The sequence below is a fragment of the Mycobacterium sp. SMC-4 genome (assembly GCF_050205565.1).
Classification (GTDB): Bacteria; Actinomycetota; Actinomycetes; order Mycobacteriales; family Mycobacteriaceae; genus Mycobacterium.
The window spans coordinates 58,001-76,737 of the sequence record NZ_JBNMQU010000002.1 but is presented as its reverse complement, the minus strand read 5'-3'; the positions used below and the strand labels follow the sequence as shown (position 1 = coordinate 76,737).

Genomic DNA, 18,737 nt, shown 5'->3' with positions numbered 1-18,737 from the left:
GGCGGCGACCTACTCGCGCATCATGGCCAAAACGGCGGGCGCCCGGTACCGCTGATCATCAATCCTCCGCCCGGTGTGCGCTCGACCAGTCTGGCGACGGCGTCGCGGTCACCTACGCACAACTGAACGGGCTTGCCGGCTTGAACGTCGGCCGGCGCATCGTAAACCGTGCCCTGCCAATGGTAATGACCGTCGAACACATTGAGGTAGCCCTTGAGTCGGATCCGGACAGGATGGCGTTCCTCACCCACGACGAGACTCGCGGTTCCGGTGTAGACACGGTCGTCGTCGGGAGCGTTCACAGGAAGTGCTTCCTGGCCCACATGCGACGGGCTATCGGCCCCATCAGGCCGACCTCGTCGAGGAAAGCGGCCAGGGGTGCGAAGCCTTCTCGGAGCGTCGCGTGGAAATGTGGGTTGGCGCGGGCTTGGCGCTGCGCCTCCGCGCTGTCCAGGCCGATCCGGCTGTAGAGCGCGCGGCGGGTGAAGAGGCCGAAGTACAACGACGCGCCGAGCCCGTGCAGGTTGGACACGGCCCAGCGGGTTCGCGCTGACAGATCGCCGACGTCGCGCCGGATGCCGTCACGCGCGAACTGGATGTGTCGGGCCTCCTCTGTGACGTGGATGCGCATGACTCGCAGAACGAGCGGCTGGATGTCGTTGCCGTCGTCGAGGATTCGGCGCTGCAATGCGTCGAAGATCTCCTCCCCGACGAGCGCGCCGATCCACAGCATCGGTCCACGGAAGATCAACGCCAACGTGTTGACCTTGCGAGCGCCGCGCTTGTTCGGCCAGAAGGGCTCGACCCCTACGCGTTCAATCGCCTTGCCGAACATCAGCATGTGGCGCGCTTCGTCACCCAACTCGGTCAGTTCGTAGAAGGTGCTGTGCGACGTGGGCGACGAGTGCATCATCCGGCGCAACAGGGACTGGTTGAGCATGTTTTCGAACCAGACACCCATGGAGATGTAGTTGGCGAACTCCTGTCGCGACAGGTCGACGCGCTGTGCGCGGCTCATCTGGTCCCACATGGGTGTGCCGTAGAGGCTCAGCATCTGCGGTGGCAGAAAGAACGTGTCTTCGGCCGGCGGCGCATCCCAGTCGATGTCGACGACCGGCTCGTAGGACTTCTTCGCCGCACCCTTGAGGAGGCGCAGAGCGAATTCCTGCCGGGACGGAGCGGGCGCGGTCGGTGACGGTGATGCGGTCATGAACGCAATTGTGGCGGCTTTTTCGGACAGTATCTCGCCTCAGGAGGGCAACAAAACCGCCCTCATTTGACCCTTTCGGACAGTAGTGGTTGACCGCGGCCCCTATGATCGCCACTCATGCCGAGTGCACCGCCCGGGGAGACGAGGGTTCCGCAGCTGCCCTCGAGAACGCTGGAAGCCATGCGGGCGGGATTGCCGGCGCTGGCGGACCGGATGGTGGAAGCGGTGATCGCCGAGGTTCCGGCATTCGCACAGGCGGCACAGGAGTCGTGGCGACCCGTGATCTACGCATCGGCGGATCAACTGCTGACCGCGCTGGTCGAACAGCTTCGCGGCGCGGCCGATCCGACCGGATCGGCGACGTCGATGCGGGAAGTTCTCGACACTGCTGAGGGTTTCGGCCGTCGCGAAGCCCGACAGGGCCGGGCCACCGAAGTGCAGTTGGCGGCATACCGGATCGGCGCCCGCGAGATCTGGCGTGAGTGGTCTGCGCTGGCTGTTCGCCATGGCGTGGCGAGCGACGAGATCAGCGTCTTCGCCGAGATGTCGTTCGCGTACCTGGATCGAATCTCGGCGGCGGGCGTCGCCGGCCACGCGGACGAGCGGGCGCGGCTGGGTTTGGCGCGGGAACGTCACCGGGAGCGGTTGGTGCGCGCACTGTTACGGGACGTCTCCGCCGACGACCTGCGACTCGCCGCTGAGTCGGCGTCATGGGCTCCCCCGCATACGCTGACCGCCGTCGCGCTCCCGAACGAGCACCACGAGGGCGGCGGAATGATCACAGCCGATCCGCGGACGCTGGAGGTGCCCGACGACGCCATCGACTTCCCACGGGATATCCGAATATTCCTGGTCTCCGATGTCGGCGGAAGAGCCCGTGCACCGTTTCTCCAGTCGATCGGGATGACCGCCGCGGTCGTCGGGCCCGCGAGACCATGGATGCGGGTGCATTCCTCGATTCGACGAGTGCTGCGCGCAGCGGAGATACTGCCTACTCGATCGGCGGTGATCGACACCGACCAGTTCCTCGTCGAACTCATCGTCGGAGCCGATGCCGAAGCCCTGGCCGACCTACGGTCACGTGCTTTGGCGCCGCTGGCCGATCTGCCGCCCGCCACCCGCGAGCGGCTTGCCGACACACTGCGGTCCTGGCTGCTCCATCACGGACGACGGGATGACATCGCCGCCGACCTGTACGTGTCACCCTCTACGGTGCGCTACCGGCTGCGTCAATTGCGCGACTTGTACGGTGAGCAGCTTCAGAACCCCCGTGCCGTGGCGGAGCTGACCGTAGCCCTCGCGGTCCCCGATCAGGTCGGCACGTCGGATCCGCCGTAACACCGACGTCAGTCCTGCGTCTCTGACATAGTTTGCCCAGTGTTACGGGGGCATCGATGACGACTGGCTGGCATATCGCGGGGCGTCTGGCCGGAGCGGCGACGTTGGCTCTGGCCGCGCTGCCGATCATGATCCCGGTGGCGGGATCGCAGCCGTGTCCTGACATCGGGGTGGTGTTTGCCCGCGGCACCGCCGAACCCCCCGGCGTCGGTGGAGTCGGCCAGCGATTCGTCGATTCACTCCGAGCACAGGTGGTTCCGCGAACAGTCGGTGTCCACGGCGTCAACTATCCGGCCAGCAGCAACTTCAGTGGCGGTACTGCCTTCACCATGAACGTCGTCGAGGGCATGCGTGATGAGACGCAGCACCTACGCAGTGTCGTTTCGGCGTGCCCGAACACCCGCATGATTCTGGGCGGCTACTCACAGGGCGCCGTGGTGACGGCCCTGACAACCTCCGGCGTCGTGCCTGCCGACGTGCCTGCGGAAGCCGCTCCCCCGCCGATCCCCGGCGATGTCGCCGACAACGTTGCCGCAGTGGTGTTGTTCGGCATGCCGGCAGGTTGGTCCGCAACGAAATATCGTGCACCCGCCATCGATGTGGGCCCCTACTATGCGGCCAGAGCCATGGAACTGTGCGCTCCCGGGGACACCGTTTGTTCAGGAGCTCCAGCCACGGGTTCCAGTGCGGCGCATCAGCAATACGCCCAAAACGGCATGGCCGACCAAGCGGCGTCGTTCGCCGCCGGTCAACTTGCACGCGCCGGTACAGCTACGCTGACCTCGCAGCGACGATCTCGGTGAGGTGCCCGAGCGAATTGTCCAGATGCCGGCGGTCGAACGGTGGGAACTCGATCTCCGCGCGAATCGCCGGCGGCACTGCCGACCAGTCATAGGTCAGGGTGACCTGCGTCCGGGAGTCGCCGATCGGCTCGAGGTCGTAGCGCCAGGTCCACCCGCCGAAATCCACGTGTGCGTCGTCATCGCCTTGGCCGGGGAGCCACGCGACCGCATGTGGTGGATCGAACACCTCGACGCGGTTGGCCATCTCGTAGTGCATGCCGTCGAAGTTGGGGTGGTACATGGCCATTCGGAAAATCTGACCGACCTCCGTCAGCGGTTTACCGTCGATCGATTCCCGCACCCACCCGGTGCCGTCGATCGCCTGATGGGTGGTGGGGTCGGCCAGCACCGCGAACACCGCTTGGGCCGGGGCATCGATGGTGCACACACTTGTCATGAATTCGTCTGTCATACCGATACCGACCTGGGTGGGGGCAGAAACTCATCGTGCGCGCCTACACTGGCTCAGCGTGCGAATCGTCGCCATCCACATCGCTCCGGGACGGAAAATTCCGACCCGTTCGGTTCCCGCGGTCGACGCCGAAGCCGGCAAGGGGCTGATCGGCGACCGATATCACGGTGCCAAGCACCGGCACGTCACCATCCAGTCACGGGAACTGCTGGTCCGCGCGGCCGCCGATCTTGGACACGACATCGATCCAGGGGCCACCCGACGCAACCTGACCGTCGACGCCGGCGACATCCCTACCAAGCCCGGCGAGCGATTGAAGATCGGCGACGTCGAACTCGAGGTGGTGCGGGTCGCCGCACCGTGTCGGCTGTTGGACGACTGGATCGCACCCGGCGCCGCGGCCGCAATGCACCGGCGCGGTGGTTCGGTGTTCCGGGTGTTGACGTCGGGGCCCATCCGCGTCGGCGACGAGGTGGAACCCCTGATTGTCGAACCCTGATCTCGCTGGCAGAGAAGGGATTCAGACCGTCATCTCGAGGATCTTCTCGCCCTGGACGTTGCCCTCAAAGTACCCCAAGCCGTAGTCGCCCTCGATGGTGGTGCGGTGCATGATTCGCGGCTCGTTCGGATCGTGACCGCTGACGGCGTGCAGCATCCGCAGGTTGTCCCAGATCACCATGTCGGTGGGTCGCCATTTGTGAAAGTACGGATTGATCCCGGCCAACATCTCTACGCACACCGCTTCGAGCAGCTCGTCGCCTTCTGTTGACTCGTCGCCTTCGATACCCTCGGCCATCCATGGTGAGACGTGCAGGACCTTCTCGCCGGTCTCGCGCGTCCACACGGCGGGATGCACGGCGCGCGGAAGCTTCTTGCCGTAATCGATGGTCCTCTGCAAGGCCGCGTGCGGTTGGACCTCGCGGAATCCTTCGGACAGGCCGAATCGCATCTCGGCGAAGCGCAGGTTCAAGCTGTACAGCACATTGCGGTCCTCTATCCGGCGCCGCAATTCCGGCGACAGGATCCGGTAAAGCTCGATGCCGTCGGCGAATCCGGTCTCACCGCCTTCGCTGACACCGGTCACGCAGCGCAGCACGCCCGCGAAGTTCAGCTTGTTGTTGTAGCAGTGGTCGAAATGCCAAGGCAGCCAGGAAGTCACCTCCTTGCCGTCGATCTCCACGATGTTGCCCTCACGGGGACCTTGCCCGATCTCGATGACACCGGGGTGCAAGGCTCCCCCGGCCCGCGGCACGGTGGGAACCGGATGGTCTTTCAGCGGGCCGAAGACCTTGCTGATCTCCACCTGGAGTTCACCGTCGGGTTCGACGTTCTCGAACAGGATCATCCCCCGTTCGTGGAAGACCCGCCGTAGACGATCACGGACCTGCCGATCGCGCAGTGCCATATGTGTCACGCCGGTGATTCGCGCGCCGAACGAGAGGTCTTCTCGAAGCGGGCGCACGTGGATCGAAGACATCAGCGGTTCCTCCTCGGATCGGACCATTTATATCAATATATGATATAGTGACTCACTATCTAATACATTAACGAGGTGAGTGGATGGCCGTCAAGGCAAGCTCCACGGCTGCACGCGTCCTGACCGTGTTCGAGGCCGTGGCCGCCAACCAGCCCGTCGGAGTCGCCGCACTGGCGCGGATGTTGGCAATCGACAAGAGTGCCGTGCAGCGCGCGCTGGTGACGCTTGCCGAACAGGGGTGGATCCAGGCGCGCGACGAGCAGACCACCCGGTGGGAGATCACGTCACGCATCCTGAATATCGCTCACAGTTCGAGCGCCAAGGCCGACCTGCGGCATCGCATTCAGGCGGAGCTCGAACAGCTCGCGTTGCAGACCGGTGAGACCGCGATCTTCAACGAACCCGACGGTCCGCAGCTCGTCGTCTCGCAGGTGGCCGAAAGTCGGCAAGCCCTGCGCATGGTGCCGCGCATCGGCGCCACAGTACCCACACGTGACAGCGCGTCCGGTCGGATTCTGTTGCCTTACTTGACCATTGAACGTCAGATCGAGCTGCTCGGTGAACGCCCCGATGCGGACTTCCAGGCCGTCCTCGACGACTGCCGTGCGCGCGGCTACGCGGCCAGCAATGAAGTCAACACGCCGTCCATGACCATCGCCGCGCCGGTGTTCGACGTCGAAGATCGGCCGATCGGCGTGGTGGCGATCAGCGGACCGGCCGAGCGGATGCCGCCGGACGCGCACCCTCGTCTGTCCGAACTGGTGCGTCAGGCGGCGAACCGGCTGTCACACGGGGGCATGCGCACCACCCGGTGAAGCGACGCACCGCTAGAGGTAGCCTCGGCCCTCGTGAACCTCACCCGCATGCGAACGCCCGTGACATTGCTGGCCTCGGGTACTGCCATCGTCCTCGCGCTGACGGCCTGCGGTTCCGATGGTGACGCGCCGGCGACCCCGTCGCCCAGCACGTCCTCTCAGGCCGACGCGTGGCTCCCGCCCGTGCCTGAAACCGCCGACGAAACCGGCAACTGTCCCATGGTCGCTGCGCCGGGTGACGCCGAACCCGAGTGGACGTTGACCGGCGCGACGGGCAGCGTCGCGGTCACCGGACCCACTGACCAGGCCGGTCCCGCGATCGACATCCAGGCCCCGTTCAGCGTCACCGAAACGCAAGTGGAAACGCTGCAGCCCGGGGACGGCCCGGTGATCGCGGATACGGCCACGGTTATGGTGTGCTACACCGGCGTCAACGGACGCGACGGGTCTGTCTTCGACAGCACCTACGAAGTCGGGACCCCGGTCGACTTCCCGCTCGACGGTGTCATCGCGGGTTTCCGGAAAGCCATTGCCGGCCAACAAGTCGGATCCAGTGTCGCCGTGGCCATGGCGCCAGAGGACGGCTATCCCCAAGGCCAGCCCGCCGCCGGCATCCAGCCCGGCGACACGCTCGTATTCGCGATCAGGATCCTCGCAGCCTCGAGCTGACTAGCGGATTCCGACCCCACCGCCTGCCGGCACCTCCGCGGGTTGGGGCACCCTCGTCACCGTCGCGGCGATGCTCAGCACCGCGACCACAAAGCACAGCACGGCGTACCAGAGACTGCCGACGGGGTCACCGTTGGCGGTGAAGCCGTCGACGGCGTCGAAGTAGTCAGGCAGCGCGCTGATCCACAGCACCGCCATCACCGCCAGGTACACGGCGGCGTAGCCGATGACCGCCTTGTTGTAGCCGACGCGCCCAGAGCCGGGGTAGTTCCCGCGGCGCCACTGCGTGAACAACGCGAGCACCGCTACGCACGACAGGATCACCAGTTCGATGACATAGACCACGCCCGCCACGGTGGTGCTGCCGGCGATCCCGCCCGCAGCGGTCGCAGGCAGGGGCAGAATCGCGGTACCGATGGACGCGAGAACACCGACGACGATGGTGCGGCCGATGATCTGCGCGCCGGTGAAGGTCCTGCCGTCGTCGACATGTCGTCCGACGAAGAACTGCACACACAACGCCAGCGACATCGGCCACAGCGCTGCGAACACCACGACGCTGGAGACCGGCACCGAGGCGAAGAACGGCAGAGCGAAAGGATGATCCAGCGTCCACTCCCACCACCGCAGTTGCGGACCGAGGTGGTCGAAGATCTCGTAGAACGCGTGGTGGACGAACCCCACGCACACCGCCCCCACCAGGGTGCCGTAGCGGCGGAAAACTCCGAGGCTTCGCACGATCTCGAAGGAGATCGTGGCCATCATCGGATAGATGGCAATGATGTACAGCGGCAGTCGCCCCCAGAGGAATTCGACCGTGAAGACGTTGTGGGCGAACATCGTGTCGACGTAGTCGGCGATGCCGAAGGTCGACGGGAAGTACAGCGGCGGCTCGATGATCAGTAGGTAGGCAATCGCGCCGAACCAGAGCACGATGTTCGTCGGATCGTTGTGCCGGCGGAACCGGACGATCGCATACACCAGCGCCAGCACGGCACCGACGACGACCGTGAGCTCCAGAACCGGCAGCGTCCAGTTCTCCAACGCGAAGGGATTGCGGATTTCGACCAGACCCCCGGCGGCTTCACACGAGAAGCCAAGCCGCTGTGCGAGATCGGCGAATGTCGGCGTGCACAGATCAGACATGGAGCGAATCGCTTTCGTCCGCGGTGTACCACTGGGTCACGTCGTAGCCGGCCTCATAGCGATCGAACCACACCTGTGCCAGCGCGGGGAGTTTCTCGTGCGTGGGGTCGTGGCCCGGGATCTGGCTGCGCACAACGCCGTTGAGCGCGACCAGCTGCTCGCGCAGCGGCAGGTCGCTGAACGCGTTCGCGAACGGTCCGTCGTAGGGAGCATCGACAAATGGAAGGCGTTGCAGCAATGCCTTTTTGCGCCGGTGGATGCGGAACGTCGACATCGCGTCGACCCTGCGTTCCGACAGCGGGACGTGCTTGTTGAAGTCCTCCGAGACCAACCGGATGATGCCCATCACGTGCTTGAAGATCGACGGAGCGACGCGCATTCGGTACCACGGGTCGTCGACCACGGAGTTGTAGATGATCAACGCCGAACTGCGGTGTTCGACTTCTTCGACGAAGTGCCACAAAAACAGCGACGCCACCCGGTCATCTCCGGGGGCGAACAACGTGTCGTCGTGGTCGAGCATCAGCTTGAACACCGGGGTGAACGTCGCCTCCAGGTCGGCGGTGTACGCCAAGCGGTACTTCAACGGCGTATCGGCAGTCATGTCGTCATAGGCGCCGACGACCTTGTCGAGTGTCTCCTTCAGGCCCGGGTACGCCTTGATCAGCCCTTTGGCGTGCTGCCGATGGGCCATCGCGTGCTGACCCTCCTGCCGGACGAACGCATCGGCCTCCTCGGCGACGGCCGGATCCGTGATGTGCGGCATCGCCTCGGGAATCATGCTGCCGATCATCTTCTCGAATCCGATGGCCAGAAACGACACGGCGTTGGCCATCGCGGAGAATGCCGGGTTCGCCTCGTTCCACACGAACGGGACGTGGTGGTTGGCGAAGGCGAATCGCAGCTTGCGCACTATCAACTCGGTCATACCGGTCCTCCCGGTGCTCGATAAAGTAATCATACAGTCCAGCGGTTGTTTGTATGATTATGCACCCGGCGGTGTGCAGTCAACGCCGTGCTAGCGTCGAGCCACGATGGCCCGCAAACGCCGAGGTTGGAGCGGTGATCCGCCCGCCACCGACGAAGAAGCCACGCGGCGGATCGTCGGCGCCGCCGTGGACTTGATTGCCGCCACCGGCTCGGCGATCACCATCGCGGACGTCGCCGAATCGCTCGGTGTGATCCGCCAGACCGTCTATCGCTACTTCCCCACCGCCGAGGAACTCATGCGCGCCGCCGCGATCGCGTCGGTCGACGGATTTCTCGACCAGCTCGCCGAGCACGTTCGTGGCATCCACGACCCGGCCGAGGCGATGACCGAAGGCGTCCTCTTCACCCTCGATGCCGTTACCGACATCCCGCACCTCGCGATCCTGCTGTCGGTACCGAGCTCGGCCGCGCGACCCCGCGAGGTGGCCTCCGAGCTGGCACAGGAATTCGGCATGCGAATGATCACGCGCTTCGACGTGGATTGGCCGCGCTACGGCTACGACGACGCGGCGCTGCGCGACCTGATCGAGTTCACTCTGCGAACCATGCTGTCGTTTTTCGTCGCGCCGAATGATCCTGCGCGCTCGCACGATGACCTGCGCCGCTTCCTGCGGCGTTGGCTCGGCAGTGCGATCCTGGCGCAGGAGTAGCGTGATGAATCACCGGCGCCGACGGAACCCACCAGCGACGAAGGAGTACGCCCGATGAGCGCACCTGAGGACTGGAACACGAAGATCATCAAGGAGTTCCGTGCCAACGGCGGACGGGTCGGCGGGAACTTCGAGGGCGCGCCCATGGTGCTCGTCCACCACACCGGTCGAAAGACCGGTAAGCCGAGCGTGACACCGATGATGTACCTGCCCGACGAAGACGATCCCGACACCATCTACGTGTTCGCTTCCAAGGCCGGAGCCCCCACGCACCCGGCCTGGTATCACAACCTCACGGCGGCCGGCAGTGCCGAGATCGAACTCGGCACCGAGACACTCACCGTGTCGGTCGCCGAGGTCACCGGTGCCGACCGGGACCGCATCTACGACGAGCAGGCCCGCCGCTATCCCGGCTTCGCCGAGTACGCCGAGAAGACCTCGGGCATCCGCACCATTCCGGTGCTCGCGCTCAAGCGCGTCTGACGCGTGCGTCCTGAGGGCTCGCCACACTCGTGCGACTGAGCGGGTTTTAAGCAGCGCCACACGACAGTTCGCCGACACGCACGTGCGGCCGATTGTCGTTGTTTCTGGCGCGTAAACCCTTCGCGCCCCAGTTGACATTAAACATATGAAGTATAAGGTTTTCGCCACAAGGTGGTCCAGCTCACTTCGGGCCAGCTCACGCGTCTATGACACAAGCCGCCAGGAGGAACGATGCACGCTTCAGTCGACTGGACCCGCTGCGAAAACCACGGCCAGTGCGCGATCTCCGCGCCTGACGTCTTCGAGATCGGCGACGACGGCACCTTGCATTTCCACGAGGACCAGGTCGCCGCCCACGCTGACGAAGTGCTCGACGCCGCCGACGTCTGCCCTGCCCAGGCCATTCTCCTCAACCAAGACCGCTGAACAGACGCCAGGACAGGAGTCAGCCCATGACCGCCCTCAGCGATCACCAGGAACGCAACAGCCGGGTACCGGACCAGATCGCCGACGCCGTCGATGCCGGGGTCGAGACCATCTACTACCAGGTGGTGACCCTGAGTGGGAAGCTCATGGCCAAGATCTCCCCCGCCCGCCAGCTGGCGCGCAACTTGGAGAACGGCATCTTGATGCACCGCTCAGCGGTCGCCGACTTTCACACGTCGCTGTCGGGCGAACTGCTCGGTGGAGGCCCGGCCGCGCCGGAGTTCCAGGCGATCCCTGACATGGACACGTTCACCGTGCTGCCGTGGGATCCCAAGGCAGCACGGTTCCTGTGCACCCTGTACGAGCCCGACCATCGGCCCGGCATCGGCGGCGCGCCCTTCGCCGCGGACCCGCGCGGTCACCTCCAGAGGGTTCACGAGGAGTTCCGCCAGCGGACGGGCTTGGAGCTGCGTACCGGCTGCGAACCTGAAATGACCTGGCTGGGTGAGGGTTTGGAGGTACACAGTCGCCCCGGCGAAAACCCGTCCTACGAGTTCGAGCAACTCGAACGGATGCGACCGATCTATCAACAGCTGATCCGCTATGCCACGCAATTCGGCCTCGACATGATCGAGGGCGACTACGAAGACGCCGGTCAGTTGGAACTGAACTGGATGTTCGATTCCGCAGAGTTGACCGCCGACCGCCTCGTCACCTACCGGATGATCTGCCGGCAGGTCGCTCGGGAGTTTGGCGTCACGGCGTCATTCATGCCGAAGATTGCCCCCGGCGTGATGGGCACCGGCTGTCACCACAACATCAGTCTGTGGCGCGACGGCGTGAACGCCTTCTGCGAACCCGGCCGCAGCGACCTGCACCTCACGCCAATCGCCCGCCACGCGCTCGGGGGGCTGCTGGCCCACGCCACCGAGTCGATGGTCGTCATGGGCTCGACGGTGAACAGCTACAAGCGTTACTGGGATGTCGGACAGTTCGCACCGACCCAGATCGATTGGGGCATGGAGGACAAAACCTGCACGGTGCGACTGTCCGGCAACGGCCGCCTGGAATACAAGCTCCCGGACTCCGCGGTGAACCCGTACCTGTCTCATGCGCTGCTGCTCTCCCAGATCGAAGACGGACTGAACAATGAGACCGACCCGGACAGCGTCGGTGTACAGACCATCCCCCGCACTCTCGGGGAAGCGGTCCAGTTGTTCGCCGAGGGCAAGTTCGTCAAAGCCTCGCTTACCCCCGAACTCTCCAGCGTGCTGATCGCACTCAAAAGCGACGAGTGGGCGCGGTATTGCGGCGCCGTGACCGATTGGGAGCGCGACATGTATCTGACTGTGGGGCAATGACATGCGCCCACTGATCGCGATCGCTGCCATGCGCTCACCGAAGGTCGACGGGCTGCGCCTCCACGGGATGGTTGTCTCCCAGAAAGTCGCCGAAGCCGTCTACCGCGCCGGTGGAGAACCTGTCCTGCTACCACCGGTTCACGCCGATCACCGCCACCCGCTGCACCACTTCAGTGGGGTCGTCTTGCCGGGCGGCCGCGATATCGACCCGACCTGCTACGGAGCCGAAGCCGACGTGCATCCCGAGCACGGCCCCTTCGACCGCGTTCACGATGTCGTCGACCTGCGGATCGCTCGGGATGTCGTCGCCAAAGGCATTCCCACCCTGGCGATCTGCCGCGGGATGCAGGTGCTCAATGTCGCCCTCGGCGGCACGCTGCACACGGATCTGCCAACAAGCGACGTCGAACACGGCCACGGCTTTCACACGGTCACCCTCGACGAGGACTCCCTGCTGGCGCAGGTGATGGGGACGCCCGAACCGTCGGTGTCGACATGTCACCACCAGGCTGTGGACCGGCTGGGACGCGACCTGCGGGTGGTCGGACGTGCCGTCGACGGCTGCGTGGAAGCTGTCGAGCACCGCTTCAGCCCGGTGCTGGCCGTGCAGTGGCACCCCGAAGATGACGCCGAGACCACCGAGTACGAACAAGCGCTCTTCGACGCCGTCGTTGACCCGGCGAGATGGCCCGCCCGGCAGACTTTGACAGGAGCCCCCTCATGAACACGACGCTGCAGGCCAACATCGACGCCGCGGAAACCGTCATCACCCGGGTGGATGCATTCATCGACGGAGAGTTCGTGCCCGCTGCGAGCGGCGAACGCTTCCCCAGCGTGTCACCCCGCAACGGGCAGGTGATCGCCGAGATCGCGGCGTGCGACGGTACTGACGTCGACCGGGCGGTCGAGGCAGCGCGCTCGGCGTTCTCAGACGGCCGATGGGCCGATCAACATCCTCGTCAGCGTCGCATGGTGCTGCAGCGGCTGGCTCGTCTGGTCGAGGAACACAGTGCCGAGCTTGCGCTACTCGAGTCCCTGGACATGGGCAAGCCCGTCTCCGACGCTGTGAATGTCGACATGCGCGTGGTCAGGCAGTCCTTCGACTTCTTCGCCGAGGCGATCGATAAACGCTACGACGAAGTCGGACCGAGCGACCCCAGCGTGCTGTCGATGATCACCCGCGAACCCGTCGGAGTGGTCGGAGCCATCGTGCCGTGGAACTTCCCACTCATGCTCGCCGCCTGGAAGCTGGCTCCGGCACTGGCAATGGGTAATTCGGTGGTCCTCAAGCCGGCCGAGTTGTCTTCGCTGACCGCGCTGCGGTTCGCTGAGCTCGCCGCCGAAGCCGGGCTGCCCGACGGGGTGCTCAACGTCGTGCCCGGCCTGGGCGAGACCGCGGGGAGCGGTCTGGCCCGCCATCGCGACGTCGACCTGGTGTGCTTCACCGGGTCCGGGCCGGTTGGGCGGCAGCTGCTGCGCGACGCGGCCGACACCAACCTCAAGCAGGTCGCGCTCGAACTAGGCGGCAAGAGCCCTCAGCTGGTGATGGCCGACGCGCCGGACACTGACACGGTCGCGGCGGGGGTCGCCGGTGGGATCTTCTTCAACCAGGGCCAGATCTGTTCGGCAGGCTCCCGGCTGATCGTCCATCGGGCACGCTACGACGAACTGCTCGACGCGGTGGTGGCACGAGCACAGAAGATGGTGGCAGCCGACCCCCTCGACCCCGATACCGACCTCGGAGCGATGGTCGAGGAACGCCACCTGCAGAGAGTCCTGAGTCACGTCGAGGCGGCACGGGCGGCCGGCGCCCAGGTGGTCACCGGTGGCGAGCGCGCCGAAGTCATCCCCGGTGGCAGCTACATGCAGCCCACCGTGATCACCGGAGCAGATCCGAACTCGGTCGTCGCGCAGACTGAGATTTTCGGACCCGTGCTGGTGGTGCTGCCGTTCGACACCCCTGAGGAAGCCGTCGCCATCGCCAACGGCACCCCCTACGGCCTGGCATCGTCGGTGTGGACGACGAACCTCTCTACGGCTCACCGTGTCTCGCGTGCCATCCGCGCGGGTACGGTATTCGTGAACTGCTACGACGCCGCTGACGTCTCGGTGCCGTTCGGCGGCTACGGGCAGTCCGGTTTCGGGCGGGACAAGTCCCTGCACGCGCTGGACAAGTACTCGCAGCTCAAAACCACCTGGATTCAGCTGTGACCGGCGTCGACATCCGCATCGACGCGGCCGGCATCGCCCATCTGATGATGACTCGGACCGGCGCCCGAAACGCGCTATCCCGCGATCAGGCCGCCCGCATTGCCCGAGCCGCGAAAGCACTCAACGACAACCCTGCCGTCCGCGTCACCGTCCTGAGTTCCTCGATGCCGGATTTCTTTTGTGTCGGTGCGGATCTCAAAGAGCGGCGTACCCTCGACGAAAGGGGGCTGATGGAGGCGCGCCGAGACTCGACGGCGGCGACACAGGCGCTGCTCGACCTTTCGATGCCGACTATCGCGGCCGTGCGCGGGATGGCCCTCGGCGGCGGAGCGGAACTGGCGCTGACCTGCGACCTGATCGTCGGTGATCCCACCACCGTGGTCGGATTTCCGGAAACGGGTGTCGGAATCATCCCCGGCGGTGGCGGCACGCAGCTCCTGCCCCGAAAGATCGGTAACGGCCGGGCTGCCGAAATGATCTTCACCGGGCGCCGGTTGGATGCCGACGAGGCGCAACGCTATGGCTTCCTCGACGTCCTCGACGCCGCGGACGCCGAAGCGGCAGCACTGCGCCTGGCCACCACCATCGCGTCTAAAAGCTCTGAGGCACAACGAAATGCCAAGTCGGCACTCCGCGACGGGCAGAATCTTCCACTCGCCGACGCACTGCTGTGTGAGGACCGGTACTGGCGCGCGTCGGCCTGCTCGCAGGACTACCAGGAAGGCCTTGCGGCGTTCTCGGAGAAACGCCCGCCAGTTTGGCCCGCTGCCTCTGCCGCGCCTACCACCGAAATCCGTCACGAAGGAGCCACCGCATGAGCATGACCGCCCAGACCACCACCGACGGGCCATTCCTGGATATGTCGGACCCGAACTTCTCCATGCACTCCGAAGAGGCCCGCGCCGCGCGCGCCGGCAGTTGGTATGCGCGCACACCCTACGGTCTCGCGGTGCTGCGCTACCGCGAGATGAACAAGCTGCTCAAAGACCGTCGCCTGCGGCAGGGTAGTTACGCCTGGCCGGAAAAGAACGGTGTGACCAGCGGCCTGTTCCATCAGTTCTGGCGCACCACCCTGATCAACTACGAGGGCCCCGACCACGCCCGGTTACGCCGCCTGCACAACCCGGCCTTCTCGCGGAAGTTGATCGACGGTCTGGTCCCTCGGTTCCAGGCTCTGGCCAACGAACTGATCGACGAATTCGTCCACCGTGGAGAGTGCGACTTCGTCGCTGAGTTCGCCGAACCCTATGCGGCACGCGTGATCTCGATCTTGCTGGGCATCCCGGAGACGGAGTGGAAGACCATCGCCAGTTGGTCCTCGGTCGTCGGACTGGCGCTGGGTGTCACCATCCGCGAGGACTTCGACAAGATCGAGGAGGCGATGGCCGGTCTCTACGGCTACGCCGATGCGCTGATCGTCGATCGCACTGCCAATCCGCGCGACGACTTCGCCACCGCACTGGTGCGGGCCGCCCAGGATGATTCCACGATGACGCGCGAAGAACTACGCACGGCGCTAGTCAACATCATTTTCGCCGGCATGGACACCACCCGTAATCAACTCAGCTTGGCGATGACCACTTTCATCGACCACCCCGACCAGTGGGAGCTGCTGGCGCAGCAACCCGAGTTGGGCCGCGCCGCCGTCGAAGAGGTCATGCGGGTGGCTCCGACGGTCACCTGGGTCACTCGGGAAGCGTTGGAAGACTTCGAGTTCCAGGGTGTGCAGATCGCCAAGGGCACCACCATCCACCTGCTCAGTGCGCTGGCCGGCACCGACGACACCGACGGCGCCGAGGTGTCGTTCGACATCACCGCGGAGCGGCGCACACACTTCGGCTTCGGCGGCGGTATCCACCACTGCCTGGGCCACTTCATCGCCCGCAGCGACATGAGTGAAGCGCTGCCGCTACTGGCCCAACGACTCACATCACCGCGACGCGCACCCGGTGACCGCTGGCTGCCCGACAGTGGCAACACCGGCCCGTCGGTACTGCCGATCACCTTCACCCCGGGAGCGGCTGCCGAATGACTCCGTTGCGCCTGATCTGCGTCAACATCGAGTCTCCGCCGCTGTTCACCAAGGAGACCGCCGAGACGCCGCGCGTCGGCTACGAGGTCGACGTCGCACAGGCCGTGGCCGAGGCGGCCGGACGTCGGGTGGAGTGGATCTACCTGCCCTGGTCGGAAATGATTCCTGCGCTCAACGACGGTGCCGGTGCCGCCATCCTGTGCGGACAGGGCATCACCGAACACCGGTCAGAGCTGGTGTCGTTCACCCGGCCCTACGCGGTGTTCGACGAAGCGGTGCTGGTCCGCCGTGGAGAGAACATCACCTCCGCGCAGGATCTGGCCGGCAAACGCGTGCTCGCGATCGCCGACTCGACCAACATCGCGCTGGCCCAGACGTTCACGGGGGCCGAGGTGGTGCCGTTCACCGCCAGTGGTGAGGACGTTCTCGGCGAGCTCGTCGCAGCTCTGCGCAGCGGCGACGTCGATGCCGTGGTCGATGACGAGGTGGCGTTGCAGCCACTGACCACTGCCGACGACCTGGACATCGCGTTCTCGGTGCCGACCGGCAACCGCTGGGCGATGGCGGTGGCGAAAGACAATCCGAGCGTGCTGGACGAGCTCGACGGCGCCCTGGCGCAGGCGTTCGCCGTCGGTGCGGTGCGCCGAGCCTGGGTTCGCTGGCTTCCCGGACTTCAGTACCCCTTCGCCGAAGCCCATGCAGGAGAACCGGTATGAGCACCGTTCTGGTCATCGGCTCTGCCGACGATCGCAGCCTGCCGCCGCCGTTCGTGAAGCTGGCGATCGCAGCTGAGCGCGAGGTACGGCAGGCCCTGGAATCACGGTCCTGCACGGTCCGGTTCGTCGACACCGCGCATCCTCCATTCCCGGACATGACCGGTGCGCTGCGTGACGTCGCCGGTCTGATTCTTCTCGGCGGCGGGGACATCGACCCCACGCTGTACGGCCTGCCGGCCGACCAACCGGGGCTGTACGGGGTCGACCGCGTCGTCGACGACTACACCATCGAGGCGGTCTGCAGGGCGCGGGAGGCCGGTCTGCCGATTTTCGGGATCTGCCGCGGCGCACAGGTGATCAACGTCGCGTACGGCGGATCGATCATCCCGGACATTCTCAACTGGCAACCGCATCACGGACCGACTGCGGAGACCATTTTCGTGCCGGAACAGGTGACACTGACCCAGGATTCGCGGCTTGCCCGGATCCTGCAGTCCACCGTGCTGACGGTGCAGTCCGGTCACCACCAAGCCATCGACCGCGTAGCGGAGGGTTTCGCCGTCACCGGCACCGCGGTCGACGGGATAGTCGAGGCCATCGAATCGGCCGACGAAAGTGAGTGGATTGTCGGCATCCAGTGGCATCCCGAACACGCCGACGCCGACCCGCAGGCGCGGGATCAGCTGTTCGCGGCTTTCGTCGAACAAACCGAAAAGACAACGATTGGAGTCAGCCGATGAGCGCGGCCGGGCATGACCTCCCACTGGCCGGGGTCCGAGTACTCGACTTCACCCGAATCCTGTCGGGGCCGTATTGCACTCAGTTCCTCGCCGAGCTGGGCGCCGAGATCATCAAGATCGAACGGCCGGGGGTCGGTGATGACACTCGGTCCTGGGGTCCGCCGTTCATCGACGACGAAGACCGAATCAGCGCCTACTTCGCCGCCCTGAACCGTGGGAAGGCCTCGGTGGCAGTCGACTTCACTGATCCGCGCGGACGCGAGCTGCTGCACCGTCTGGTGACGCAGTGCCATGTTGTCATCGAGAACTTCCGCCCCGGCGTCGCGGAACGCTATGGGCTCGATCACGATTCGCTGGCCGCGCACAACCCCTCGGTCGTGACCTGCTCGATCTCCGGGTTCGGCCGCAGCGGTCCCTATGCCGGCTACCCCGGCACAGAGATCGTCGTCGAGGGCATGTCGGGCCTGATGAGCGTGACGGGTTCGCGGCACGGCGAACCGGTTCGGTTCGGCATCGCGATGACCGACATCGCCACCGGACTGACCGCGGCCGGTCGGATCATCGCTGCCGTCGGGGTCGCCCGCGACACCGGAGCAGGCACTCACATCGACACCTCTCTGTATGAGACCGCAGTCGGGGTGCTCGGCACCCTCGTGGCCTCGGTGAGCGTGTCCGGTGAGGTGCCCGGCCGGTGGGGTTCCCACCATCCTTCGATCGTCCCCTACGGCGGGTTCCCCACCGCCGACGGCGACGTCATCACCGGCACGGTCAACGACCGGATGTGGCCCACGCTCTGCAAGACGATCGGCGCTGACGAGCTTCTCGACGATCCGGACTTGAATACCAACGCCGGACGGGTCCGCCAACGTGACCGGGTGGAATCCGCCATAGCCAAGGCGACTTCGCAATTCAAGACCGACGAGCTGACTGCGAAGCTGCTCGACGCTGGGCTGCTGGGCGCGCCGATCCGCACCGTCGCCGACATGGTCGACGACCCCGCCACCCACGAACTCGGGATTTTCAACCGCACCGAGGAATACCCGGGACTGCTGACCTCACGCCTGACCGGACCCGGGATCGACTCCGGCACCGGCAAGGTGCCCGAAGTCGGCGCCGACACCTGCCGTGTCCTGGCGCGACACGCGGGCCTCCGCGAGGACGAGGTCACCGCGCTGCGTGCCGCCGGCGTGCTGTGAGAGCACCCGCCCGAAATCACATC

General features: G+C 65.5%; 22 protein-coding genes. 16 read left to right on the top strand and 6 right to left on the bottom strand.

From position 1 onward, the window contains the following. Window positions 1-20: 20 nt before the first annotated feature. Window positions 21-302 carry a DUF4873 domain-containing protein gene (locus ACQI46_RS05105; RefSeq protein WP_427092892.1) on the bottom strand — a complete coding sequence of 94 codons (282 nt, stop codon included), beginning with the start codon at window positions 300-302 and terminating at the stop codon, window positions 21-23. Beyond that, a complete protein-coding gene (locus ACQI46_RS05100) occupies window positions 299-1,210 on the bottom strand; it encodes an AurF N-oxygenase family protein (protein ID WP_427092891.1) in 912 nt (303 codons plus the stop codon). The genes ACQI46_RS05105 and ACQI46_RS05100 overlap by 4 nt, the downstream gene beginning before the upstream one ends. 117 nt (window positions 1,211-1,327) lie before the next feature. Here ACQI46_RS05100 and ACQI46_RS05095 point away from each other — a divergent pair, with 117 nt between their 5' ends. Together ACQI46_RS05095 and ACQI46_RS05090 are read left to right on the top strand one after the other, a co-directional pair. After that, entirely contained in the window at window positions 1,328-2,548 is a 1,221-nt protein-coding gene (locus ACQI46_RS05095) for a PucR family transcriptional regulator (protein WP_427092890.1), read from the top strand. A 56-nt stretch (window positions 2,549-2,604) separates the two neighbouring features. Beyond that, complete coding sequence (locus ACQI46_RS05090; RefSeq protein WP_427092889.1) at window positions 2,605-3,351, top strand: cutinase family protein; 747 nt, start codon at window positions 2,605-2,607, stop codon at window positions 3,349-3,351. Here the strand turns inward: ACQI46_RS05090 and ACQI46_RS05085 are convergent. Continuing rightward, window positions 3,320-3,802: an SRPBCC family protein gene (locus ACQI46_RS05085; protein WP_427092888.1), complete on the bottom strand. Its 483-nt coding sequence runs from the start codon at window positions 3,800-3,802 to the stop codon at window positions 3,320-3,322. The genes ACQI46_RS05090 and ACQI46_RS05085 overlap by 32 nt on opposite strands. A 58-nt stretch (window positions 3,803-3,860) precedes the next feature. Between ACQI46_RS05085 and ACQI46_RS05080 the strand changes: the two genes are divergently transcribed. Continuing rightward, window positions 3,861-4,301: an MOSC domain-containing protein gene (locus tag ACQI46_RS05080; RefSeq protein WP_427092887.1), complete on the top strand. Its 441-nt coding sequence runs from the start codon at window positions 3,861-3,863 to the stop codon at window positions 4,299-4,301. A 21-nt stretch (window positions 4,302-4,322) separates the two neighbouring features. On the opposite strand, the gene ACQI46_RS05075 is transcribed toward ACQI46_RS05080, so the two are convergent. Then, the gene (locus ACQI46_RS05075; RefSeq protein WP_427092886.1) at window positions 4,323-5,306 is read right to left on the bottom strand and encodes a TauD/TfdA dioxygenase family protein; all 984 of its coding nucleotides are present in this window, start codon (window positions 5,304-5,306) and stop codon (window positions 4,323-4,325) included. 56 nt (window positions 5,307-5,362) lie between these two features. Here ACQI46_RS05075 and ACQI46_RS05070 point away from each other — a divergent pair, with 56 nt between their 5' ends. Together ACQI46_RS05070 and ACQI46_RS05065 are read left to right on the top strand one after the other, a co-directional pair. Then, a complete protein-coding gene (locus ACQI46_RS05070; protein WP_427092885.1) occupies window positions 5,363-6,094 on the top strand; it encodes an IclR family transcriptional regulator in 732 nt (243 codons plus the stop codon). 48 nt (window positions 6,095-6,142) lie between these two features. Continuing rightward, window positions 6,143-6,763 (top strand): FKBP-type peptidyl-prolyl cis-trans isomerase, encoded by a 621-nt coding sequence (locus ACQI46_RS05065; RefSeq protein WP_427092884.1) that lies wholly within the window; start codon window positions 6,143-6,145, stop codon window positions 6,761-6,763. On the opposite strand, the gene ACQI46_RS05060 is transcribed toward ACQI46_RS05065, so the two are convergent. Further along, window positions 6,764-7,909 carry a hypothetical protein gene (locus tag ACQI46_RS05060; protein ID WP_427092883.1) on the bottom strand — a complete coding sequence of 382 codons (1,146 nt, stop codon included), beginning with the start codon at window positions 7,907-7,909 and terminating at the stop codon, window positions 6,764-6,766. Continuing rightward, on the bottom strand, window positions 7,902-8,837 hold the full coding sequence (locus ACQI46_RS05055; RefSeq protein ID WP_427092882.1) for a metal-dependent hydrolase: 936 nt from the start codon (window positions 8,835-8,837) through the stop codon (window positions 7,902-7,904). The genes ACQI46_RS05060 and ACQI46_RS05055 overlap by 8 nt, the downstream gene beginning before the upstream one ends. A gap of 106 nt (window positions 8,838-8,943) precedes the next feature. Between ACQI46_RS05055 and ACQI46_RS05050 the strand changes: the two genes are divergently transcribed. From ACQI46_RS05050 to ACQI46_RS05000, 11 genes are all read left to right on the top strand, one after another. After that, window positions 8,944-9,549, top strand: coding sequence for a TetR/AcrR family transcriptional regulator (locus ACQI46_RS05050; RefSeq protein ID WP_427092881.1), 606 nt, complete (start codon window positions 8,944-8,946; stop codon window positions 9,547-9,549). 54 nt (window positions 9,550-9,603) lie between these two features. Next, on the top strand, window positions 9,604-10,032 hold the full coding sequence (locus tag ACQI46_RS05045; RefSeq protein WP_427092880.1) for a nitroreductase/quinone reductase family protein: 429 nt from the start codon (window positions 9,604-9,606) through the stop codon (window positions 10,030-10,032). A gap of 231 nt (window positions 10,033-10,263) precedes the next feature. After that, window positions 10,264-10,458 (top strand): ferredoxin, encoded by a 195-nt coding sequence (locus ACQI46_RS05040; RefSeq protein ID WP_427092879.1) that lies wholly within the window; start codon window positions 10,264-10,266, stop codon window positions 10,456-10,458. Window positions 10,459-10,484: 26 nt separating this feature from the next. After that, window positions 10,485-11,819 (top strand): glutamine synthetase family protein, encoded by a 1,335-nt coding sequence (locus ACQI46_RS05035; protein WP_427092878.1) that lies wholly within the window; start codon window positions 10,485-10,487, stop codon window positions 11,817-11,819. Between the two features lies 1 nt (window position 11,820). Further along, entirely contained in the window at window positions 11,821-12,543 is a 723-nt protein-coding gene (locus ACQI46_RS05030; protein WP_427092877.1) for a gamma-glutamyl-gamma-aminobutyrate hydrolase family protein, read from the top strand. After that, a complete protein-coding gene (locus ACQI46_RS05025; protein WP_427092876.1) occupies window positions 12,540-14,030 on the top strand; it encodes an aldehyde dehydrogenase in 1,491 nt (496 codons plus the stop codon). The genes ACQI46_RS05030 and ACQI46_RS05025 overlap by 4 nt, the downstream gene beginning before the upstream one ends. Further along, the gene (locus tag ACQI46_RS05020; protein WP_427092875.1) at window positions 14,027-14,848 is read left to right on the top strand and encodes an enoyl-CoA hydratase/isomerase family protein; all 822 of its coding nucleotides are present in this window, start codon (window positions 14,027-14,029) and stop codon (window positions 14,846-14,848) included. Before ACQI46_RS05025 ends, ACQI46_RS05020 begins: the two co-directional genes overlap by 4 nt. Further along, entirely contained in the window at window positions 14,845-16,062 is a 1,218-nt protein-coding gene (locus ACQI46_RS05015; RefSeq protein ID WP_427092874.1) for a cytochrome P450, read from the top strand. Before ACQI46_RS05020 ends, ACQI46_RS05015 begins: the two co-directional genes overlap by 4 nt. Continuing rightward, window positions 16,059-16,778, top strand: a complete 720-nt coding sequence (locus tag ACQI46_RS05010; protein WP_427092873.1) for a substrate-binding periplasmic protein — start codon at window positions 16,059-16,061, stop codon at window positions 16,776-16,778. Before ACQI46_RS05015 ends, ACQI46_RS05010 begins: the two co-directional genes overlap by 4 nt. Then, window positions 16,775-17,518: a gamma-glutamyl-gamma-aminobutyrate hydrolase family protein gene (locus ACQI46_RS05005; RefSeq protein ID WP_427092872.1), complete on the top strand. Its 744-nt coding sequence runs from the start codon at window positions 16,775-16,777 to the stop codon at window positions 17,516-17,518. Before ACQI46_RS05010 ends, ACQI46_RS05005 begins: the two co-directional genes overlap by 4 nt. Continuing rightward, complete coding sequence (locus ACQI46_RS05000; RefSeq protein WP_427092871.1) at window positions 17,515-18,714, top strand: CaiB/BaiF CoA transferase family protein; 1,200 nt, start codon at window positions 17,515-17,517, stop codon at window positions 18,712-18,714. The genes ACQI46_RS05005 and ACQI46_RS05000 overlap by 4 nt, the downstream gene beginning before the upstream one ends. The last annotated feature ends 23 nt before the right edge of the window (window positions 18,715-18,737 follow it).

Excerpts from the sequence above, each read along its gene's own strand:
- ACQI46_RS05100 (WP_427092891.1), bottom strand. The coding sequence starts at position 1,210 with ATGACCGCATCACCGTCACCGACCGCGCCCGCTCCGTCCCGGCAGGAA.
- ACQI46_RS05095 (WP_427092890.1), top strand. The coding sequence starts at position 1,328 with ATGCCGAGTGCACCGCCCGGGGAGACGAGGGTTCCGCAGCTGCCCTCG.
- ACQI46_RS05090 (WP_427092889.1), top strand. The coding sequence starts at position 2,605 with ATGACGACTGGCTGGCATATCGCGGGGCGTCTGGCCGGAGCGGCGACG.
- ACQI46_RS05085 (WP_427092888.1), bottom strand. The coding sequence starts at position 3,802 with ATGACAGACGAATTCATGACAAGTGTGTGCACCATCGATGCCCCGGCC.
- ACQI46_RS05075 (WP_427092886.1), bottom strand. The coding sequence starts at position 5,306 with ATGGTCCGATCCGAGGAGGAACCGCTGATGTCTTCGATCCACGTGCGC.
- ACQI46_RS05070 (WP_427092885.1), top strand. The coding sequence starts at position 5,363 with ATGGCCGTCAAGGCAAGCTCCACGGCTGCACGCGTCCTGACCGTGTTC.
- ACQI46_RS05065 (WP_427092884.1), top strand. The coding sequence starts at position 6,143 with ATGCGAACGCCCGTGACATTGCTGGCCTCGGGTACTGCCATCGTCCTC.
- ACQI46_RS05060 (WP_427092883.1), bottom strand. The coding sequence starts at position 7,909 with ATGTCTGATCTGTGCACGCCGACATTCGCCGATCTCGCACAGCGGCTT.
- ACQI46_RS05055 (WP_427092882.1), bottom strand. The coding sequence starts at position 8,837 with ATGACCGAGTTGATAGTGCGCAAGCTGCGATTCGCCTTCGCCAACCAC.
- ACQI46_RS05050 (WP_427092881.1), top strand. The coding sequence starts at position 8,944 with ATGGCCCGCAAACGCCGAGGTTGGAGCGGTGATCCGCCCGCCACCGAC.
- ACQI46_RS05045 (WP_427092880.1), top strand. The coding sequence starts at position 9,604 with ATGAGCGCACCTGAGGACTGGAACACGAAGATCATCAAGGAGTTCCGT.
- ACQI46_RS05040 (WP_427092879.1), top strand. The coding sequence starts at position 10,264 with ATGCACGCTTCAGTCGACTGGACCCGCTGCGAAAACCACGGCCAGTGC.
- ACQI46_RS05035 (WP_427092878.1), top strand. The coding sequence starts at position 10,485 with ATGACCGCCCTCAGCGATCACCAGGAACGCAACAGCCGGGTACCGGAC.
- ACQI46_RS05030 (WP_427092877.1), top strand. The coding sequence starts at position 11,821 with ATGCGCCCACTGATCGCGATCGCTGCCATGCGCTCACCGAAGGTCGAC.
- ACQI46_RS05025 (WP_427092876.1), top strand. The coding sequence starts at position 12,540 with ATGAACACGACGCTGCAGGCCAACATCGACGCCGCGGAAACCGTCATC.
- ACQI46_RS05015 (WP_427092874.1), top strand. The coding sequence starts at position 14,845 with ATGAGCATGACCGCCCAGACCACCACCGACGGGCCATTCCTGGATATG.
- ACQI46_RS05010 (WP_427092873.1), top strand. The coding sequence starts at position 16,059 with ATGACTCCGTTGCGCCTGATCTGCGTCAACATCGAGTCTCCGCCGCTG.
- ACQI46_RS05005 (WP_427092872.1), top strand. The coding sequence starts at position 16,775 with ATGAGCACCGTTCTGGTCATCGGCTCTGCCGACGATCGCAGCCTGCCG.
- ACQI46_RS05000 (WP_427092871.1), top strand. The coding sequence starts at position 17,515 with ATGAGCGCGGCCGGGCATGACCTCCCACTGGCCGGGGTCCGAGTACTC.